Source organism: Pseudomonas syringae pv. tomato str. DC3000, from assembly GCF_000007805.1.
Taxonomy (GTDB): domain Bacteria; phylum Pseudomonadota; class Gammaproteobacteria; order Pseudomonadales; family Pseudomonadaceae; genus Aquipseudomonas; species Aquipseudomonas avellanae.
Genome location: NC_004578.1, coordinates 1154423 through 1172687, shown reverse-complemented (window position 1 = coordinate 1172687; position 18265 = coordinate 1154423). Strand labels below are relative to the sequence as shown.

Annotated in this window: 12 protein-coding genes, 1 tRNA gene and 2 pseudogenes; 12 read left to right on the top strand and 3 right to left on the bottom strand. The window is 54.9% G+C overall.

Annotation, left to right across the window (positions count from 1 at the left end):
- Window positions 1–11: 11 nt before the first annotated feature.
- From PSPTO_RS05645 to PSPTO_RS05625, 5 genes are all read left to right on the top strand, one after another.
- Window positions 12–1115: a DegT/DnrJ/EryC1/StrS family aminotransferase gene (locus PSPTO_RS05645; RefSeq protein WP_005771392.1), complete on the top strand. Its 1104-nt coding sequence runs from the start codon at window positions 12–14 to the stop codon at window positions 1113–1115.
- Window positions 1112–2062: a glycosyltransferase family 2 protein gene (locus PSPTO_RS05640; RefSeq protein ID WP_005771391.1), complete on the top strand. Its 951-nt coding sequence runs from the start codon at window positions 1112–1114 to the stop codon at window positions 2060–2062. Before PSPTO_RS05645 ends, PSPTO_RS05640 begins: the two co-directional genes overlap by 4 nt.
- Window positions 2049–2999, top strand: coding sequence for a WxcM-like domain-containing protein (locus PSPTO_RS30540; RefSeq protein ID WP_005771390.1), 951 nt, complete (start codon window positions 2049–2051; stop codon window positions 2997–2999). Before PSPTO_RS05640 ends, PSPTO_RS30540 begins: the two co-directional genes overlap by 14 nt.
- Window positions 3000–3006: 7 nt before the next feature.
- Window positions 3007–3408 carry a GtrA family protein gene (locus PSPTO_RS05630; RefSeq protein ID WP_005771389.1) on the top strand — a complete coding sequence of 134 codons (402 nt, stop codon included), beginning with the start codon at window positions 3007–3009 and terminating at the stop codon, window positions 3406–3408.
- A 143-nt stretch (window positions 3409–3551) separates the two neighbouring features.
- Window positions 3552–5111 carry a hypothetical protein gene (locus PSPTO_RS05625; RefSeq protein ID WP_011103407.1) on the top strand — a complete coding sequence of 520 codons (1560 nt, stop codon included), beginning with the start codon at window positions 3552–3554 and terminating at the stop codon, window positions 5109–5111.
- Between the two features lie 83 nt (window positions 5112–5194).
- On the opposite strand, the gene PSPTO_RS05620 is transcribed toward PSPTO_RS05625, so the two are convergent.
- Window positions 5195–6208 (bottom strand): glycosyltransferase family 2 protein, encoded by a 1014-nt coding sequence (locus PSPTO_RS05620; protein ID WP_011103406.1) that lies wholly within the window; start codon window positions 6206–6208, stop codon window positions 5195–5197.
- A 176-nt stretch (window positions 6209–6384) separates the two neighbouring features.
- On the bottom strand, window positions 6385–8442 hold the full coding sequence (locus PSPTO_RS05615) for a methyl-accepting chemotaxis protein (protein ID WP_011103405.1): 2058 nt from the start codon (window positions 8440–8442) through the stop codon (window positions 6385–6387).
- Between the two features lie 343 nt (window positions 8443–8785).
- On the opposite strand from PSPTO_RS05615, the gene PSPTO_RS05610 reads away from it, so the two are divergent.
- The 6 genes and pseudogenes from PSPTO_RS05610 (at window position 8786) to PSPTO_RS05585 (ending at window position 13860) form a co-directional block, all read left to right on the top strand.
- Window positions 8786–9907, top strand: coding sequence for a J domain-containing protein (locus PSPTO_RS05610; RefSeq protein ID WP_011103404.1), 1122 nt, complete (start codon window positions 8786–8788; stop codon window positions 9905–9907).
- Window positions 9908–10023: 116 nt separating this feature from the next.
- Window positions 10024–10100, top strand: a tRNA-Met gene (locus PSPTO_RS05605).
- 232 nt (window positions 10101–10332) lie between these two features.
- Window positions 10333–11094, top strand: a pseudogene (locus PSPTO_RS05600) (tyrosine-type recombinase/integrase); the annotation flags it as partial.
- A 245-nt stretch (window positions 11095–11339) separates the two neighbouring features.
- On the top strand, window positions 11340–11534 hold the full coding sequence (locus tag PSPTO_RS05595) for a hypothetical protein (RefSeq protein WP_046463737.1): 195 nt from the start codon (window positions 11340–11342) through the stop codon (window positions 11532–11534).
- A 1-nt stretch (window position 11535) separates the two neighbouring features.
- Window positions 11536–12363: pseudogene (locus tag PSPTO_RS05590) on the top strand (IS5-like element ISPssy family transposase); the annotation flags it as partial.
- Between the two features lie 1233 nt (window positions 12364–13596).
- Window positions 13597–13860: a hypothetical protein gene (locus PSPTO_RS05585; protein ID WP_011103403.1), complete on the top strand. Its 264-nt coding sequence runs from the start codon at window positions 13597–13599 to the stop codon at window positions 13858–13860.
- Between the two features lie 128 nt (window positions 13861–13988).
- Here the strand turns inward: PSPTO_RS05585 and PSPTO_RS05580 are convergent, their stop codons facing one another.
- Window positions 13989–15869: a methyl-accepting chemotaxis protein gene (locus tag PSPTO_RS05580; RefSeq protein WP_011103402.1), complete on the bottom strand. Its 1881-nt coding sequence runs from the start codon at window positions 15867–15869 to the stop codon at window positions 13989–13991.
- 357 nt (window positions 15870–16226) lie between these two features.
- Between PSPTO_RS05580 and PSPTO_RS05575 the strand changes: the two genes are divergently transcribed.
- Window positions 16227–18149: a HAMP domain-containing methyl-accepting chemotaxis protein gene (locus tag PSPTO_RS05575; protein WP_046463739.1), complete on the top strand. Its 1923-nt coding sequence runs from the start codon at window positions 16227–16229 to the stop codon at window positions 18147–18149.
- The last annotated feature ends 116 nt before the right edge of the window (window positions 18150–18265 follow it).

Genomic DNA, 18265 nt, shown 5'->3' with positions numbered 1-18265 from the left:
TGGAAATCCCAATGGAAAATATTCCGCTTTTCTCGGCCATCAAAGCTAACGCTGGACTTGATTTCGCAACGCCGCTGAAGGCCGTGCTGAACAGCCACTGGTACGTTTTAGGTAACGAAGTAAAGCTGTTTGAAGAAGAGTTTGCTGCCTATGTAGGCGTACAACATTGCATCAGCGTGGCGAACGGTTCCGACGCACTGGAACTTGCCCTTAAAGGTCTGGGCATTGTGGTGGGTGATCGTGTGGTCGCCGTGGCAAACGCAGGTTTCTACGGCAGCACTGCTATTCACGCGGTGGGCGCGACTCCTGTGTATGCGGATGTCGACCCAGCAACGTTGACCCTGTGCAAAAACTCTCTGGAAGCAGTGATTGCCAAGGAAAAGCCGGCAGCCATCATTGTTACGCACCTGTACGGCCAACTGGCTAACATCGAAGAGATCGTTAAGATCGCTTCCGCCGCTGGCATTCCGGTTCTTGAAGATTGCGCGCAATCCCACGGTGCTCGACGCAACGGCAAGCAAGCAGGCAGCTTTGGCACCATCGCTTGCTTTAGCTTCTACCCGACTAAAAACCTGGGTGCTCTCGGTGACGGCGGCGCAGTGGTTACCGGTGATGACGCTCTGGCAGCACGCATTCGGCAGCTTCGCCAGTACGGCTGGGACCAGAAGTACCGCATTGCCATCCCGGGCGGTCGTAACAGCCGGCTCGACGAGATGCAAGCCGCAATCCTGCGCATCAAGTTGCCGCATCTGGACACCTGGAACGAGCAGCGTCGCTCGATCGCCAAACGCTACAATGAAGTGTTTGCCGGGCTGGATATCCAACTGCCTTCCTCGGTGTCGGACGACTACGTTGCACACCTGTATGTGATTCGCGTTAAAGATCGGGCAGCTCTGGCTGCTGCGCTCAAAGAGAAGTCAGTCAGCACTGATATCCATTACCCGATTGCCGACCACAAACAGCCAGCCTATGCAGCCGCGCCGTCCGTGGCTCTGGACGTTACCGAGCGTACATGCGATACCGTCATCTCCCTGCCCTGCTTCCCTGGCTTGAGCGACGACGAAGTTGATCGTGTCATCGAGGCCGTGACCGCGCATTTTTCCAAGGAGATATGATTTTGCTGACGTTGGTCATTCCCGTTTATCGCAATGAGAGCAATCTTCCAGATTTGCTCGTTGCCGTAACGGCGCTGGACAAGCAACTCGGACACGAGCTTGAGGTCGTGTTCGTTGTGGACGGCAGTCCCGATCGCTGTTACGAAATACTCAGGGAACAACTGCCGTCGCAATCGTTCAAGTCCAAGCTGATTCTGCTGTCCAGAAACTTCGGCTCCTTCATGGCTATTCGCACGGGTCTGCAACATGGAACGGGCGAGCGTTTCGCGGTAATGGCAGCGGACCTTCAGGAACCACCAGAACTGGTTCTGGAAATGAACACGGTCCTGATGCGCGGCGATATCGATGTTGTGGTAGGTGTGCGTGAAGGCCGCCAGGACCCGTGGGCGACGCGGACTGCTTCAAAGATTTTCTGGGGCTTTTACCGCCGTTATGTCATCCCTGAAATACCGCCAGGCGGCGTAGACATGTTCGCCTGCAACAAAGCTTTTCGGGATACTCTGCTGACCCTTGAAGAGCGTCACAGCTCTCTCATCGCACAGATATTCTGGATGGGATACCGCCGCGAAGTAGTCACCTACACCCGGCAGGAGCGCGTTCACGGTACATCTGCGTGGACCCTGCGTAAAAAAATCAATTACCTGATGGACAGCGTGTTCTCCTTTACGGACATGCCCATACGGATATTGACCAGAGTCGGCGCGTTCGGCTCGGCGCTTGCTGCGCTGTTTGGTGTGTTTACACTGATTGCCAAACTGGAAGGCAGAATTGAAGTGCCTGGCTACGCGATGATCATGCTGGCCATCACCTTTCTCGGCTGCCTGAACTTGCTGGGATTGGGTATCGTCGGTTCCTATGCGTGGCGCACTTACGAAAACACAAAGAATAGACCCTTGGCCATCCCTATGCGGATCGAGGGATTTGGAGAAACTGATGAGCAGCGGTAAGGATTTTTTCGTTCACAGCCACGCCCTGTGCGAGTCAGAGAATATCGGTAAGGATTCGCGAGTATGGGCGTTCGCTCATATCTTGCCTGGCGCCCGTCTGGGTAGCGAATGCAACGTCTGCGACAACGTATTCATCGAGAACGACGTTATCATTGGCGATCGAGTGACACTGAAGTGCGGCGTACAGGTCTGGGATGGCATTACCATTGAGGACGATGTATTCATCGGCCCCAACGCCACCTTTACCAATGACCTGTTCCCGCGCAGCAAGGTCTATCCGCAAACCTTTGCTCGCACCATCATCCGAAAAGGCGCATCTCTGGGCGCCAACTGCACGATCCTGCCGGGTATTACAATCGGGATCAACGCAATGGTGGGTGCAGGGGCTGTGGTGACACGCTCAGTGCCGCCTAACGCGATAGTTGTCGGCAACCCGGCCAAGATCATTGGTTATGTGGACGCCAAGCCTGTCAACGCCAACAGTGAAACGCGAGCAGAACAGAAAGCGCCTGGCGTAACCGCTACCTCCGTCAAGAACGTTACGCTGCACACCATGAATGAAGTGGCTGACATTCGCGGCAGTTTGTCGGCGGGCGAATTCGAGCGCTCAGTGCCCTTCAAGACCGAACGTTACTTCCTTGTTTATGACGTTCCGACTGCCGAAACCCGAGGCGAGCATGCTCACCGCATCTGTCACCAGTTTCTGGTAGCGGTAAAGGGCTCGGTTCACGTTGTAGCAGACGACGGCGTTAATCGTGAAGAGTTTATTCTCGACAAACCGAATCAGGGCATACATTTGCCTCCAATGACTTGGGGTATTCAGTATCGCTACTCTCAGGATGCCGTGCTGCTGGTGTTCGCTTCGCACTACTATGATGCCGGGGACTACATTCGTAATTACGAAGAGTTTAAGTCCCTGATCGCGAACGCTGAATAACGGCTTAATGATGAATCAGGCTGTCTCAAAATTCTTGAAGCAGGACTTCGCCAGATTCCTGATGTCAGGCGGTTTCAATACCGCCTTGACTTACGGCATCTACCTGGTCTTATTGATGTTTCTGTCTTATAAAATAAGCTACACGATATCTTATGCGACCGGAATTCTATTGGCCTATGTTCTGAATCGGTTCTTTGTATTCAAGAGCCATCAGGGCTTGCGCTCGGTTGTGCTTTTGCCGTTGATCTACGCAATCCAGTATGGTCTGAGCCTTGTCATACTCTGGTGCTGGGTCGAGAAGCTGCAGTTAGACGAACGATTGGCTCCGCTGGCTGCGATATTCCTGACGCTACCGGTCACGTTTATTCTTTCGAAATTTGCTTTCTCGGCGAAACCTACAACACTGTGACCTGACGGTCGACTTGGTGCGGGATTGATCATCACACCTGCACCACCACTGTGCGCCCCCTCTATTGGATCATTGATGCACCTACTCTCAAACTCGTTGAGAAGCAACAGTAGGCTCCATCGTTGTGTCACGCGGAACCAACCATGAATCATGCTACAAATGAGCGAATGGTAAACAACCTCATACTCTTGGCGATAGCGGCTATCTTCGTAACCGGTAATTTTTTGTGGCAAGGCCACGATGGATTTAACCTGTGGGATGAAGGCTATCTGTGGTACGGCGCCCAACAGATAATCAAAGGTGAAATTCCAGTTCGAGATTTCATGGCCTACGACCCTGGCCGATACTATTGGTCCGCCGGTTTCTTTTATCTTGTGGGGGATACGGGAATCATCGCCCTGCGCGCGGCAGTGGCTGCGTTTCAACTAGTAGGCCTTTATGCAGGCCTGTGGACAATCTCCGTCGCACTGAGGCAGCACACCGCAAGATTCGCTTATCTGTGCCTCACAGCGGTCACACTTATGGCCTGGATGTATCCGCGCCACAAGATCATCGACATGTCCACTTCGATGATCATCGTTGCTGGCCTGACTTACCTTTTGCTGAATCCCTCTATTAAACGATACTTTCTTCTCGGCATCGTCGTCGGCCTTGCGGCAGTGTTTGGCCGAAATCATGGTGTTTACGGCGCGGTGGCCAGTTTACTCGCCATGGGCTGGCTGACGATTAAAGCGCCGGAGGTAAACTATCGTTTGAAGGGTATCGCGGTCTGGGCAGCAGGGGTGGTGGTTGGGTATCTTCCTGTATTGGGGATGTGTCTACTCATACCCGGGTATTTTTCTGCATTCATCGACACGATTATTTTCATGCTTGAACAGGGCAATACGAATCTACCGCTCCCCATACCTTGGCCGTGGACGGTTGGTTTTGGTACTGCCGGCTTTATCATCGAAACAAGGTGGTTTCTGATAGGCATCTGTTTTATGGGGCTTATAGCTTTCGGCGCAGGCTCACTTGGGTGGGTGTTCAAAGAGCGATTCCGGGGTAACGCAGTACGTCCCGAACTTGTGGCGGTCGCATGCGCAACACTTCCTTACGCTCACTACGCTTTTGCCCGAGCAGATGTAGGTCATCTCGCTCAAGGAATATACCCCATGCTGTTGGGTATTTTCGTGCTCTTGGCCACCTGCAAATCCCGGTTCTCAAAATGGGCATTGGCAACACTTACCAGCCTCATCAGCCTGTTCATTCTTTCAGCCTGGCAACCAGGAATACTGGCTCGGACTCAAGACGGTTGGGTGCCGGTCAATGTATCCGGCTCCACGCTTTCTATGGACCCCAGCACTGCCGAAGCGGTAAATCTGCTGAGGGACCTGACAGACCGCTACGCTCCAGCGGGCAGAACGGTACTTGTACTGCCTTTCTGGCCCGGAGCCTATCCATTATTGGACAGGCACGCGCCACTCTGGGAGATCTACGCACTGTCGCCTCGTACAGAAGACTTTCAGCGAGCAGAAATAGAGCGGATAAAGAAAGCTGACCCAGGTTTTGCGTTGGTCTTCAACATGGCGATGGACGGACGAGAAGAGCTAAGGTTCTCAAACTCGCATCAATGGGTTGACGAATACATTCGTTCCCATTTCGAGGCAGTCCCAACCTCTCCAAACCCTGCCTATCAGATATATAAAGCCCCTGATCGGTAAAGACAAACTCGTGCTCAGAAAAAGGCCGTACAGTGTACGGCCAGGATCCCAGGAAGTTTGAGCTCAGGTTCGTTGCCCCGTGCTCAGACCCGCCCCAGACAAACGGCCAACATAAGGCTTAAATTGCCTTGCAGTGTTTGCCTGTAAATACCGGCCTTTCGGAGAGTAGACAGTCTCTTAATACCTGTTTGCCGACGGCCGTTATCAAAATCCGTCAACACAGCCCGATTTTCCACAGTAAGCACACGCTCCATGCCCTTCAGAATCGCCACGTTCGCATCATTCCACTCGATGAATCGCCCCGAAAGCATTTTGCGAAACCGCACCAGTCTGTCGCGGGTGCTAGCGTTTGCACCAATCAGGTTGCCGCTGTGCTGACGGTAATCGAGACAGGGCTGGGCGTCATAGCACACCTCACCACCACACCCGGTCACCAACAGATAAGTCAACCAGTCATGGGCGATCAGCGGAGAGTGCTCAGGCAACCGGACCAATAATCCACGAGCCGTCTGATTGATCAACATGGTATTGGCGCCCGCCAGGCTTTGAACCAACGCGTTCTTGAAGGACGGCGGTTTGCTGAACAGTGGCGATACCCCAATCACCTTCAAGTCTGCATCGACCAGTCGGGTTCTGGAGCAATAGAGCGCAGGCTTGCTGCTGTCCAGGTGCTCCAGGCGATTGACGCTGCGCTCCAGCTTGTCGCTGAACCACACGTCATCCTGATCGCTGAAAGCAAAATAATCGGCTTCTATTTCAGGACGCTGAACCAGAGAAATGAAGTTTTCCGCGAAACCTTTGCAGGGGCCATTGAAAATGACCAGTCGCTGGTTACCCCAAAGAACCTGATAGTCAGACAAGATCCGTAGCGTGTCATCAGTAGACGCATCGTCGGAAACATAGAGAACCCAGTCGGAAAAGGTCTGGGCGGCAAACGATTCAAGCTGCTCACGAAGGTAAGCCGCCCCGTTGTAGGTGCACATCAAAATGGCAACGTGCGGGCGACCTGAGGGGAGATCGTCAGCCTCCGATGGCCCACAGCCTCGCAGCGGGCTGGCATCGCCCGCTCTGTGTTTTTCGGTAAGCTGTGTTCTCAAGAAACCTTTCACCTGCAAAAGCCGAGCATTTTACGCTTTGTCTCGACTTCCGTCAGTCATCAAATGATTGAAAACGCATCCATCGATCCAACTTCCTCACGTCAAGAGCGCAGAACTGAACAACCTGCGGGACTCAATAACGCCATTTTTTGAGTCCCGCTCGGCCATTAGCTCCATCAGCCCAACCTGAACCGCGCCGTATTGTCATTCAGCGCCCGGCTGCCCTGACTCAATGTGTCCGCTGCCTGATTGACCGCCCGCGCGCCTTCCAGCAAGCGCCCGGCAGCCTGATCGACCTGCTGGATATTGCTGCTGACTTCATCGGCGGTCGAGGCCTGCTCTTCGACGGCGGTGGAGATCTGCGCCAGCGTATCGGTCACGCCCTGCACCGCTGTGGCGATTTCGCCGAGACGGATACCCAGCCCGGTCACCGATTGCGCGTCGTTGACGGCCTGGCCGCAGGCGGCTTCCATCAGGGTGACCGCCTGGGTCACGGTGGAACGCAGGCTGTCTACGGTGCCGGCAATCTGTGCGGTGGAGGCCTGTGTTCGTTGTGACAGGCTGCGTACTTCGTCAGCAACCACCGCGAACCCACGGCCTTGCTCACCTGCCCGCGCCGCTTCGATGGCCGCATTGAGCGCCAGCAGGTTGGTTTGTTCGGCGATGCCGCGAATGGCGTCCACCACCGATTGAATCTGTTGCCCCTGCTCACTCACCCTACCGAGAGCCGCGGCCGTTTCGGTCAGGCGCTGGTTGAGCTGCTGGATACTGTCAGTGGTGCGCAGGCTGTCATGGCTGCTTTGCTCGGCGATTCGACGGGTATGCCGCGCGCTCTCCGATGCCTGCTCACAGCTTCTGGCCACGCCCTGAGATGTCGCCGCCAACTCGGTCGCCGCCGCTGCAATCTGACTGATCTGGTGCTGCTGGTCTTCGACCTCGGTCAGCGTCCCGCTTGATTGAGCATTGAGGGTCAACACGGCATCGCCGACCCGCACCGTCTCCTGATTGACGCCCAGCAGGCTGGTGCGCAGTTGCACAACTGCAACGTTCAGCGCCCTGCTGATGGCGGCAAGCTCGTCGCGCCCCTGCACCGCCACTTCGACACACAGGTTGCCGTCACGCAGCGACTCGGCAAGGGTGGTAATGCCACTGGCGCTGTTGCGAATGGACGATTGCAGGCACGCGAACAGATAGATCGCCATGGCCACCAGAATGCCGAAGATCACCGCCAGCGGGATGAACTCCATGTTGGAGGTTTCATGGTAGTAATCGAGGCGCCCGTTAAGCGCGTCAAGCGACTGCTTGCGCAGGTCCGACGTACTGCCGGTCAAGGTATCGATACTCTTTTCAAACTCTTCGGGCTTGAGCTTGATGCTCCCGCCGAAAACGCCGTCATCAATCACCTTCAGCTCGGTTTCCAGCACTTGTTTTGCGGCAGCGTATTTGTCCGCCCACGGTTGCAACTGTTCGGGAAGCTTGGAGAGCAGCAGGCTTGCCGCCTTGTTCATTTGCTCTTTGGAGTCGTCGATACGGCCACGCAGATCGCGCATTTGCAGACGGCTCTGCAGGCTGAACTGGCCCGACGCCACTGACGTCTGCCCGACACTGGACAAGCGACCGATACGCTCGATCAGGTCTGGCACTTGCTGGGTGGAAAGCTGCATGAGCATGTAGGTTTCAAGCCAGGGGTCGAGAATCAGCCCGCTGTCCATGGCGATCTGTTCGCGCAGTGCCTGGACCAGATTCAACACCGTCGTGAAGCGCTCGTAGCCATCCGGCCACCAGCCAACGGTACGCAGCGATGCGGTGTCCAGACCGGTGACTGCCGCCTGCAGCGTCTTGAAACGATTCATTGTGTCGGCAGGTGCGCTTTCACGGATCAACGCTGCATTGACGCCCTCGAGCGCTTTGGTGATGCGCGGGATGCCAGCATCGACATTGGCCATTGCCTCTTTGGCAGCAGGGGTTGGCTCGCGCAGGATATCGGAGGCTTTCCAGCGGGCCGCGTGATCGCGCTGAGCGGACAATTCAACGTTGAGTTCGTCGAGCGCCAGCAATTGGCGCACGCCTGACTGCTCTCCCGAGATGACATCGAGCTTGTTGCGATAGTCCTTGGTGATTACCCACACACTGCCCGCCAACGGCAACATGAACAGCAGGAACAAGACCTGAAACTTGCGAGCAAAACCAAAATGCCCCATCAGGCGCATGCCCGGTGACAAAAGACTGTTCATGTCCTGCAACTCCCCGTGAACACCGGCCGGATCTGAACAAACAGAGGCGATGCATTTTTTCAGAAAAAACACTGACAGCAAAATGCCATGTTCTTGTTTCAATGGCGATACGTGTTGCCTCACATTGGTACGAAAAACGCTGTGGCAGGATCGCTTTCGTAGCAAGTAGTGCGGCAATTGACGCTTCAACTACATTCAAGCAAGAACCGGACCGCCCCCACCAGTCGGAAAAGGCTTTCTTACAACAGCAAATTATTCACCCTGAGAGCACGCCGAAAAAAGTAAGCTTGGTAGAAACCCCCCTATAAGTCACCGCGATCTCGCCCTCACAGGAGGTCTCCTCATGACCACCCCGCCCGCGTCGCCGCGTATCGTTGCGCAACCCTCCAAGCCTCAATTGAGCGCCGGCCAGAAAAAATTCAACACGCTGATGGAAAAGCTTGAAACCAGACGCAAGCTTCTCCAGCAATGGTTATCGGCTTCGACGACCTGTGAGCAGCTGTGGGCCAAAGAGCTGGTCCCGATGTTCAAAGAGCAAGCCGAGAACGACATAAGCAAGCTGCGCCTGCTTGACCAGGCCTTTGATCAATTCCGCCTGAGCAAGAAAGACCGCGCCACGCTGTTGGAGATCATCTGCGCCATTACGATTTCGCTCATGGGCGCAGGGCACGACGAAGAGCTCAAGCAGTTGTATCTCAAATACACAGGTAACGATTTCGACGAAGAGCGGCGATTGGAAGACGAGCTGTTCAAGACGTCGCTGGAGGACGAGTTGGGCGTGGAACTGGGAGACGATGTCGACCTGCAATCCATTGACGACGTGACCCGGCACATTGAAGAGCAACTGAGAGAACGGGCCGAACAGGAACAACACTCACAGAAGCCGAAAAAACCCACCGCCAGCGAAATACGCCGCGAGCAGGAACAGGCAGAAGGCAGCCAGTCGTTACGCGAAATCTACCGCAAACTGGCCAGCGCACTGCACCCGGACCGCGAGCAGGACGCCGATGAGCGCGAGCGAAAAACGGCGCTCATGCAGCGAGTGAACGAAGCCTACGAAAATGACAACCTGCTGGCGCTACTGCAGATGCAAATGGAGATCGAGCAGATCGACCAGACCCACATCGACAGCATCTCCGACAAACGCCTCAAACACTTCAACCGCATCCTGAGCGAACAGCTCAGAGAGTTGGAAGACGAGATCCATGATCGCAAGATGACGATCAGGGAACAATTCCTGATGGACCCCTACGAGGACATCAAACCCAAGACCGTCAACGGCAAATGTGCGAAGCAGATCAAAATCATCCGTGGACACCTTGATCAAGCGCAAGATGAACTGCAGGCACTCACTGAACCAAGGAGCCTCAAGGCCTGGCTCAGGGATCAACGGGAGATGGCCGACATGCTGGAGATGGCGGAAGAGTTCGATGACCTGGAAATGCTCGACACCCTGTTCCGATAACCACTGGAAAACGCCGCCATTGCGGTGGCGTCTGCCTAAGCGATTGATCACAAGCAATTATTTTTCACAGCAACGCTTGACACATATCCGCTTAGCGCGAATAATGCGCGCCACTTGGCTACATAGCTCAGTTGGTTAGAGCATAGCATTCATAATGCTGGGGTCCGGGGTTCAAGTCCCTGTGTAGCCACCAAGTACCTGTTTATAGACGTCTATGGTTGTCTATAAACAACCCCAAGAAGCCCGCCTAGTGCGGGCTTTCTTGTATCTGGCTGTTCATCCTTATCTACCCTTATCCTTCCCAGCCGTGTATGCCCACGTGTATGCTTCAATATTAATTGAACTGAGGCATACATGGATGAAACGCGCAGACATTAAGCGCCGCCCTCTCGCAGACACCACCCTTGCAGGCCTAGAGCCTGAGGCTGAGAGGGCTTGAGAAGCAGGGAATTCTTGAGCAGATGAGCCGGGTAAGGGCTTATTGCAAAGACGTCTATGACTTGGCTCGCGTAACAGGCAGGGCCGTGAATAATCCATTGGAAGGGGTTCACAAATTCCTCTCTTCTGGCAAAGCTGAAAACTATGCACACGTTCCACCTGATGAGCTTCCCGCCTTGCTCAGGGCAATAAGCTCATATCCTCATGCAAAGGACGTTCAGCTTGGCCTACAGCTTCTGACGTTGCTTGCCGTGCGGCCTAGCGAGCTTCGAGAAGCGACGTGGTCCGAGTTCGACTTAGCCAAAAAAATATGGACAGTCCCCATTGAGCGAAAAGGTCGCAAAAAGGGACGTGAGCATCTGGTCCCGCTGAGTCGTCAGGCAATCGACGCGCTCAAGCAACTTTACGTAATCACCGGGTCATACACTCTTCTATTTCCTGGCCGAAGCGACCGTACCAAACCCCGAAGCGATACTGTCTTCCTGATGGCCTTAAGACGTCTTGGATACGAAGGCCGACAGACCGGACACGGCTTCCGACATATCGCAAGCACGATCCTCAATGAGCACGGATTTCCCGCAGATCATGTGGAGTCTCAACTGAGCCACAAGGCGCCTGGCGTACGAGGCGTTTACAACAAAGCTCAATACCTGGAGCAACGGGCTGTAATGATGCAGTGGTACGCAGATCATCTTGATGGACTCGCAACAGGTAACGTGGTGCAAGGACATTTCGGAAAAGCCGTATGAGTCGCCAATCCCATGTCCCAATCAAAACCGGTGTAACTCGTGTTACGGGTGTAACGAGTAAACCTAACATACTGAATTACTTAGTTTTATTTGAAGTTACACATAACGCAGTTCTAACGTACACGGCGTGTAACCTTGTCGGTTCGTGTAACGGTCACGCCCCCCTCAAGACTGATGGCAGCCGTATTTCGCTTATGGCGACGCGGGCGAAATCACACCGGATTCGGGGCGGAGGGGAAGCCTAAATGGCCGCAAAGCAGGGGAACGAGACATTACTGGAGATCGCTGGCTTCGACATAAACTCCCTAGTGTGGGACGTGGACGATGTCGAATTAGCCGTTGGCGAGCTGGCTCTACACGAACAATTCAAAGAGCACTTTTGGAAGGCCTTTGATCTGCTCAATATGGCTAGCTCATTCTTTCTTGAGGACGGCTCCTAGCCGTCCGGCTTATCCGCTGATGGCGATGCTGCGTATTCACCTGATGCAGAACTGGTTTGGTTACAGCGATCCGGCGATGGAGGAAGCACTTTACGAGACAACGATCCTGCGCCAGTTCGCAGGGTTGAGTCTGGATCGAATCGCCGATGAAACCACGATTCTCAACTTCCGGCGTCTGTTGGAAAAGCATGAGTTGGCAGGCGGGATTTTGCAGGTCATCAATGGCTATCTGGGTGATCGAGGTTTGATGCTGCGCCAAGGTACGGTGGTCGATGCGACGATCATTCATGCGCCGAGCTCGACCAAGAACAAGGACGGCAAACGCGATCCCGAAATGCATCAGACGAAGAAAGGAAACCAGTATTTCTTCGGCATGAAAGCGCATATCGGCGTCGATGCCGAGTCGGGTTTAGTCCATAGCCTGGTGGGTACTGCGGCGAATGTGGCGGACGTGACTCAGGTTGATCAATTGCTACATGGTGAGGAAACCTATGTCAGCGGTGATGCGGGCTACACCGGCGTGGACAAGCGTGCGGAGCATCAGGATCGTCAGATGATCTGGTCAATTGCGGCCCGCCCAAGCCGTTATAAAAAGCATGGCGAGAAAAGTTTGATCGCACGGGTCTATCGCAAAATCGAGTTCACGAAAGCCCAGTTACGGGCGAAGGTTGAACATCCGTTTCGCGTGATCAAGCGCCAGTTTGGTTATACGAAAGTCCGGTTTCGCGGGCTGGCTAAAAACACCGCGCAACAGGCTACTCTGTTTGCCTTGTCGAACCTTTGGATGGTGCGAAAACGGCTGCTGGCGATGGGAGAGGTGCGCCTGTAATGCGGAAAAACGCCTTGGAAAGGTGCTGTTTGAAGGAAAATCGATGAGTTAAGAGCGGAAAACGTCTAATTATCTGATCGGGCGAGCTTTTTTTGAACCTCAGGCCATGAGAGCGTCAAAAATCGATGCCTACTTCAGACCTTCCCTAGGAGGCAGCGGCAGCGTTACACAGTTCCGTATTGTTACATCACATACACAGAAACTCTCGGCGAAGTGTTACAACTATTTTATCCTTATTTTTCATTTACTTAAGCATTAGCGTTACACCTGAAACACCAGTTACACCGCATTTGAAAGGCCTGTCCCCGCCCCCCCTTTGAAGTGAGCACCATCAGCGAATGGAATCCGGCATAAGCCGGGGGACCCTGAGGACCTCCGCTGCATACGGGGCAGGGAACCCGCGCATCTTGAGTAGCCGACGTTTTCCCAGCTTAGTGAACTGGTGAACCCGGTGAACTCACCCAATCGGGTGGTGAACCCAGATGTTCATTCCCTCAGCTACTGATGTGCTGCTGTCAACCCGCCAACTGTCAACCAACGTCAACCGAGCAGCAGCTACCAAACCCACGCGGGTTTCCTGCCCCGTGCTAGCTCAATACTCCCAGGGACCCCGCCAGTTTTCGGAATTAGCCCGAACAATTCTGCCTGCTGCATGCCACTCGGGTACCAACCACGGAACTGTCGGCTGGGCTATCCCACGTGTCATGGAGCGGTAGCCGCCGCCAAACAAAAATGGTCGGATAACAGGATTAACGGTTGCTACTACTGCGCCAATCCATGTCATACCAGCTAGTAACCCCAATGAATTGCTGCGCTGCATGCAGAGTGAATGGGACAGGCAAACCAACCGTGTATGCCCACATGTATGCCTAACTAAAAATGCAAAATAAAAAACTATATAAAACAAAGTCTTAAGATTCAGGTTCAAATGACTGTGTACCACCAACTACCAGTTTAAAAGCTTCTCTGAAGCTTTAAACCAAACAAGAAGCCCGCCTCGTGCGGGCTTTCTTGTTTCTGGCGGCTGCTCACAGCCTCCAGTAGCCACTGGCGCAGCACCCTATTGCTAGTTGCTACCGCTCTGAACCTGAGCCCAGCGCTCCTGAATGCAGAAAGCCTCACCCAATGCCGTACTTTTTGCCCAGCCCACTCCCAAACCCAGCTCTCAGTCATGAGCTATGCTCAACAAGGATGGCTTACGAAGGGCCAGCATTTCTTATGAAGGAGCAACGCATGCGCAAACTCGTACTCTCCATGACTGCCGCACTCTTCCTGGCAGGTGCCGCAGCACCAGCAGCTTTCGCAGAGAGCGAGCTGGAAAAGGGCGTCAGACACGACAACCGCGAGCTGGATAAAGGCGTTGATCATGACGCCAAAGAAGTGGACAAAGGCGTAAAGCACGACGCGGGTGAGAACGACAAAGGTGCCAAGCATGACGATAAGGAACGTCACAAGGCTGACAAGCACATCGATAAAGAGGTCAAAAAGGATCTCTAACAGAAGGCCTGCCACCGTGCAGGCCTTTTTTATTCTGCGCAGTTCTGAAAGTTGAAACGATGACAGGACACCCTGTTCAGGAACCGGACCACACTCATGTGATCCGGCCTCTGTTACTGGATATACGGTCAGATCTTGAAACTGTCGACCAATTGTTTCAAACGTCCGGCTTGCTGTGAAAGCGCAGCGCAATCATTGAGGGTTTCATTAAGGTTGGCGACGCCTTGCTGATTCAGTGTGTTGATCTGGTTGATATCAATGTTGAGTGTTTCAACAACAGCGGTCTGCTCTTCTGTGGCGGCTGCGACAGACTGGTTCATGCCATCGATTTCGCCAATACGACGCGTTACATCGCGCAGTCGACTTCCCGCCTGATTGGCAACTTCGACACTTTCCTGACTAGACAACTGACTTTCGTTCATGTTGAGCACAGCGTGCTGTGAGCCGGTCTGCAAACCACCGATCATCTTGTGAATTTCGTCTGCGGATGTCTGAGTGCGATGAGCCAGGTTACGCACTTCATCGGCGACTACCGCAAAACCACGGCCCGCTTCACCCGCACGCGCAGCTTCGATGGCGGCGTTGAGGGCCAGCAGGTTGGTTTGTTGCGAAATGCCTTTGATGACATCGAGGATATGGCCGATGTTGTCGGTGCTGGCATTGAGCTGCTCGATCTGCGTGCAGGAATCGCTGATCTTGGCGGACAACTCGCTCATGGCGTTGATGGTCTTTTCGACCACCACCTGACCGTCTTCAGCCTGAGTTCGGGCTTCACTGGCCTGAATCGAGGCGTCCGATGCGTTACGGGCAATTTCCTGGGTCGCAGCACCCAGCTCGTTGATGGCAGCGGCCACACTGTTGGTGCGGGCGCTCTGCTCGTCAAAGCCGACGATTGACGAGTTGGAAGAGTTGACCACTCGTTGCGACAGGTCATGCACCTGCAGCGTGGCAGAGGAGACCTCGGCAATGGAGGCATGCACGCGCTCTACGAACTGGTTGAACGAGCCGCCCAGTTCGGCGAACTCGTCCTTGCCCTGAATACTCAGGCGTCGGGTCAAGTCACCCTCGCCCTGGGCGATGTCCTGCATTGCCCGGCCCATGTCGGTCAGTGGGCGCATCAGTGCGCGAATCAGCAGGCTCAACAACAACGCAATCACTGTCACGGCAATCAACACAGCAACCATCGCCGAGCTGCGGAACTGGCTCAACGGCGCGTAGGCCTTGTCCTTGTCGATCGACAAGCCGATGTACCAGTCAGCCGAGGGCAGCCCGGTAATCGGGGTGAACGACAACAGCCTTTGCTGACCATTGAGGTTGACCTCACGCAAGCGCGCGTCCAGGCTGAGGGTCTGGCCGGGGTAGATATCCTTGAGGTTTTTCATGACCTGGTCTTTGTCCGGGCTGACGATGATCTGCCCGTCGCCACTGACCAGAAAGGCGTAACCGATACCGCCGAATTCGACCGAATTGATAATCTTGACCAGCGTGTCCAGGCTCAGGTCACCGCCCGCCACACCGCTCACCTGACCTGCGGTCCTGACCGGGCTGGCGATGGTTACCACCAGGCCGCCGACAGAAGCCAGATACGGCGCACTGAGAATGGTTTTGCCGGCGTCGACCGTGGACTTGTACCAAGGCCGCTGGCGTGGGTCGTAACCCGCCGGCATATCGACATTAGGCCGCTGAGTGAACATGCCTTTGCTGTCACCAACGTAGGTGAACTGAAAGGTCGACACCAGTGAAGACTGCGATACCAGCCCGCTCAGGTCGGAATTCACGCCCTGAAACGCGACGTTCTGGGCGAGGTTTTCCAGCACCAGAATGCGTCCGCTCAGCCAGTTCTGCACACTGCTGGCGGTCAGTTGCCCTGCCTGCCCCACCGAGGACTCCAAGTTCTGGTTGATGGTGGTGCGTTGCAGGTAATCGTTGTACAGCGTGAACAGCGCGAACGCCAATACCACAACGCCGGACGCAGCCAGCAGGATTTTATGACGAAACTTTAAAGTCATTACGAGGCATCTCAACAGGGACAGAGGGGTTCGGCTGCCTGAGCAACTTGCTTACAAGAATGTCATTCCCTGTAAGCAATAAGCCCACAAAAAGAAGGTGTTCATTGCACGAACAGGGACAGCATTTTGACGTCTTTTTAATGACGACAATGCTCTGTTTCAATGTGCTCGGCGAGCATTTATAACCGTGACATGCCGTGATTGAAAGCCCGCCGGTCTCTTTTACTATTCGCGCATTTTTTATTTTAGCTTGGCGAACGCTGGCCGATGGTGTCTGTATGAAATGCCTTGGCGGTCGCACAGTCACAACTTCCGCCAACCGCTTCACCTTTAAAATGACCACGCTCGGAGAATTCGATGAATAGCTGGTTCGCAAACATCAGCGTCAATATGAAGCTGGCCCTCGGGTTTGGTCTTGTACTTGTTTTTACTGCCATTCTTGCCCTGACCGGCTGGACCAGCATGACCAGTCTGATCAATCGCAGCAACTGGATGAGCGACATTACGTCACTTAATTCACAACTGACCAAACTGCGGGTTGCCCGCCTGCAGTACATGGTGGCTGACGGCGACGAGAAAGTCGCAGAGGCCGTTCAGGTTTCGCTGGATGGCTTCAAGAATTATCAGCAGAAGCTGCTGGCCACGTTCAAGAGCCCTGAGAACGTGAAAATGCTCGAACAATTGTCTGCGGTGATCGCTGACTATCAGAAATCGCTGAATAATATGCGCAGCGGGTACAAGGCCAGCACTGCGGCGCGTGATGAACTGACCATGCATGCCGGCAAAAGTATCGATGTGTTTGAGCTGCTTCAGGATGAAGTAAAAAAAATGGACCCTGCCGATGCCAATCGGTTTGAGCAATACCGGATCGTCACTGATGCAAAGGAAAACCTGAGGCTCGCGCGTTATGAAGTGCGTGGCTACACCACCAATGCCACGCCCGAAACCGAGCAGGCAGCCGTGGCAAAACTGGATCTGGCCATCAAGGATCTGGACACGCTGAAAACAACGTTCAGCAGCACCCAGGCCGATCAGCTCAGGCAACTGGAAACCTCGCTGATGGCCTACCGCACCACGCTGCAGAACTTCAAGGCCGCGACTGCTAACATCGCTCTGGCTCGCCAGGAAATGACGGTACAGGGCCAGGACATCGTCAAAATCAGCGAAGCCATGTATCAGTTGCAACTGAATCGCCGCGATCAGGAAAGCGCGCAGGCCCGCACTACGCAGATCACTTGCACGCTGCTGGCCATCATTTTGGGCATGATCGCAGCCGTGATCATCACCCGGCAGATTACCCGTCCATTGCAGGAAACCCTGGCAGTGGTCGATCGCATTGCTTCCGGCGACCTGACCCAGACCCTGGCGGTCACTCGTCGTGACGAGCTGGGTGTGTTGCAGCAAGGTATTCAGCGCATGGGCAGCACGCTGCGTGAGCTGATCGGCGGGATTCGCGACAGTGTCGTACAGATCGCCAGTGCCGCCGAAGAGCTATCGGCCGTTACCGAACAGACCAGCGCCGGCGTCAACAGCCAGAAAGTCGAAACCGATCAGGTGGCCACGGCCATGCACGAGATGTCGGCCACGGTTGCAGAAGTGGCGCGTAACGCCGAGCAGGCCTCGCAGGCAGCGTCCAACGCCGACCGCGAAGCACGCGATGGCGACAAGGTGGTGGGCGAAGCGATTGCCCAGATCGAGCGTCTGGCCAACGAAGTGGGTCGCTCGGCAGACGCCATGGGCCTGCTGGAGCAGGAAAGCGACAAGATCGGCAAGGTCATGGATGTGATCAAGGCGGTGGCCGAACAAACCAACCTGCTGGCCCTCAACGCCGCCATCGAGGCCGCGCGTGCCGGGGAAGCCGGGCGTGGCTTTGCCGTGGTTGCCGACGAAGTTCGTGGCCTGGCGCAGCGTACGCAGCAATCCACCGTCGAGATCGAGACGCTGGTTGCCGCCCTGCAAAGCGGCACGCGCCAAGTGTCCAGCATCATGCTGAGCAGCCGCGAACTGACCGTCAGCAGCGTACAGCTGAGCCGTCAGGCCGGTACGTCGCTGGGCAGCATCACCCAGACAGTCTCCAACATTCAGGCCATGAACCAGCAAATCGCCGCCGCTGCCGAGGAGCAGAGCGCCGTAGCCGAGGAAATCAGCCGCAGCATCGTCAACGTGCGCGATGTGTCCGAGCAGACCGCCTCGGCCAGCGAGGAAACCGCTGCCTCCAGCGTCGAGCTGGCGCGCCTGGGCGGACAATTGCAGACGATGGTCAGCCACTTCCGGATCTGATCATCCGCAGCAACCCTCAAGCCCGGTTTTCCGGGCTTGTTTGTTTCTATCCTCCACAAAAAGGCACTCAAGCTGCTGCAAAGCTTTTCGACTGTTCCACAAAAACAAAAGACAGG

Excerpts from the sequence above, each read along its gene's own strand:
- PSPTO_RS05595 (WP_046463737.1), top strand. The coding sequence starts at position 11,340 with ATGGCCGCAAAGCAGGGGAACGAGACATTACTGGAGATCGCTGGCTTC.
- PSPTO_RS05630 (WP_005771389.1), top strand. The coding sequence starts at position 3,007 with ATGATGAATCAGGCTGTCTCAAAATTCTTGAAGCAGGACTTCGCCAGA.
- PSPTO_RS05585 (WP_011103403.1), top strand. The coding sequence starts at position 13,597 with ATGCGCAAACTCGTACTCTCCATGACTGCCGCACTCTTCCTGGCAGGT.
- PSPTO_RS05575 (WP_046463739.1), top strand. The coding sequence starts at position 16,227 with ATGAATAGCTGGTTCGCAAACATCAGCGTCAATATGAAGCTGGCCCTC.
- PSPTO_RS05640 (WP_005771391.1), top strand. The coding sequence starts at position 1,112 with ATGATTTTGCTGACGTTGGTCATTCCCGTTTATCGCAATGAGAGCAAT.
- PSPTO_RS05610 (WP_011103404.1), top strand. The coding sequence starts at position 8,786 with ATGACCACCCCGCCCGCGTCGCCGCGTATCGTTGCGCAACCCTCCAAG.
- PSPTO_RS05645 (WP_005771392.1), top strand. The coding sequence starts at position 12 with ATGGAAAATATTCCGCTTTTCTCGGCCATCAAAGCTAACGCTGGACTT.
- PSPTO_RS05615 (WP_011103405.1), bottom strand. The coding sequence starts at position 8,442 with ATGAACAGTCTTTTGTCACCGGGCATGCGCCTGATGGGGCATTTTGGT.
- PSPTO_RS05580 (WP_011103402.1), bottom strand. The coding sequence starts at position 15,869 with ATGACTTTAAAGTTTCGTCATAAAATCCTGCTGGCTGCGTCCGGCGTT.
- PSPTO_RS05625 (WP_011103407.1), top strand. The coding sequence starts at position 3,552 with ATGAATCATGCTACAAATGAGCGAATGGTAAACAACCTCATACTCTTG.
- PSPTO_RS30540 (WP_005771390.1), top strand. The coding sequence starts at position 2,049 with ATGAGCAGCGGTAAGGATTTTTTCGTTCACAGCCACGCCCTGTGCGAG.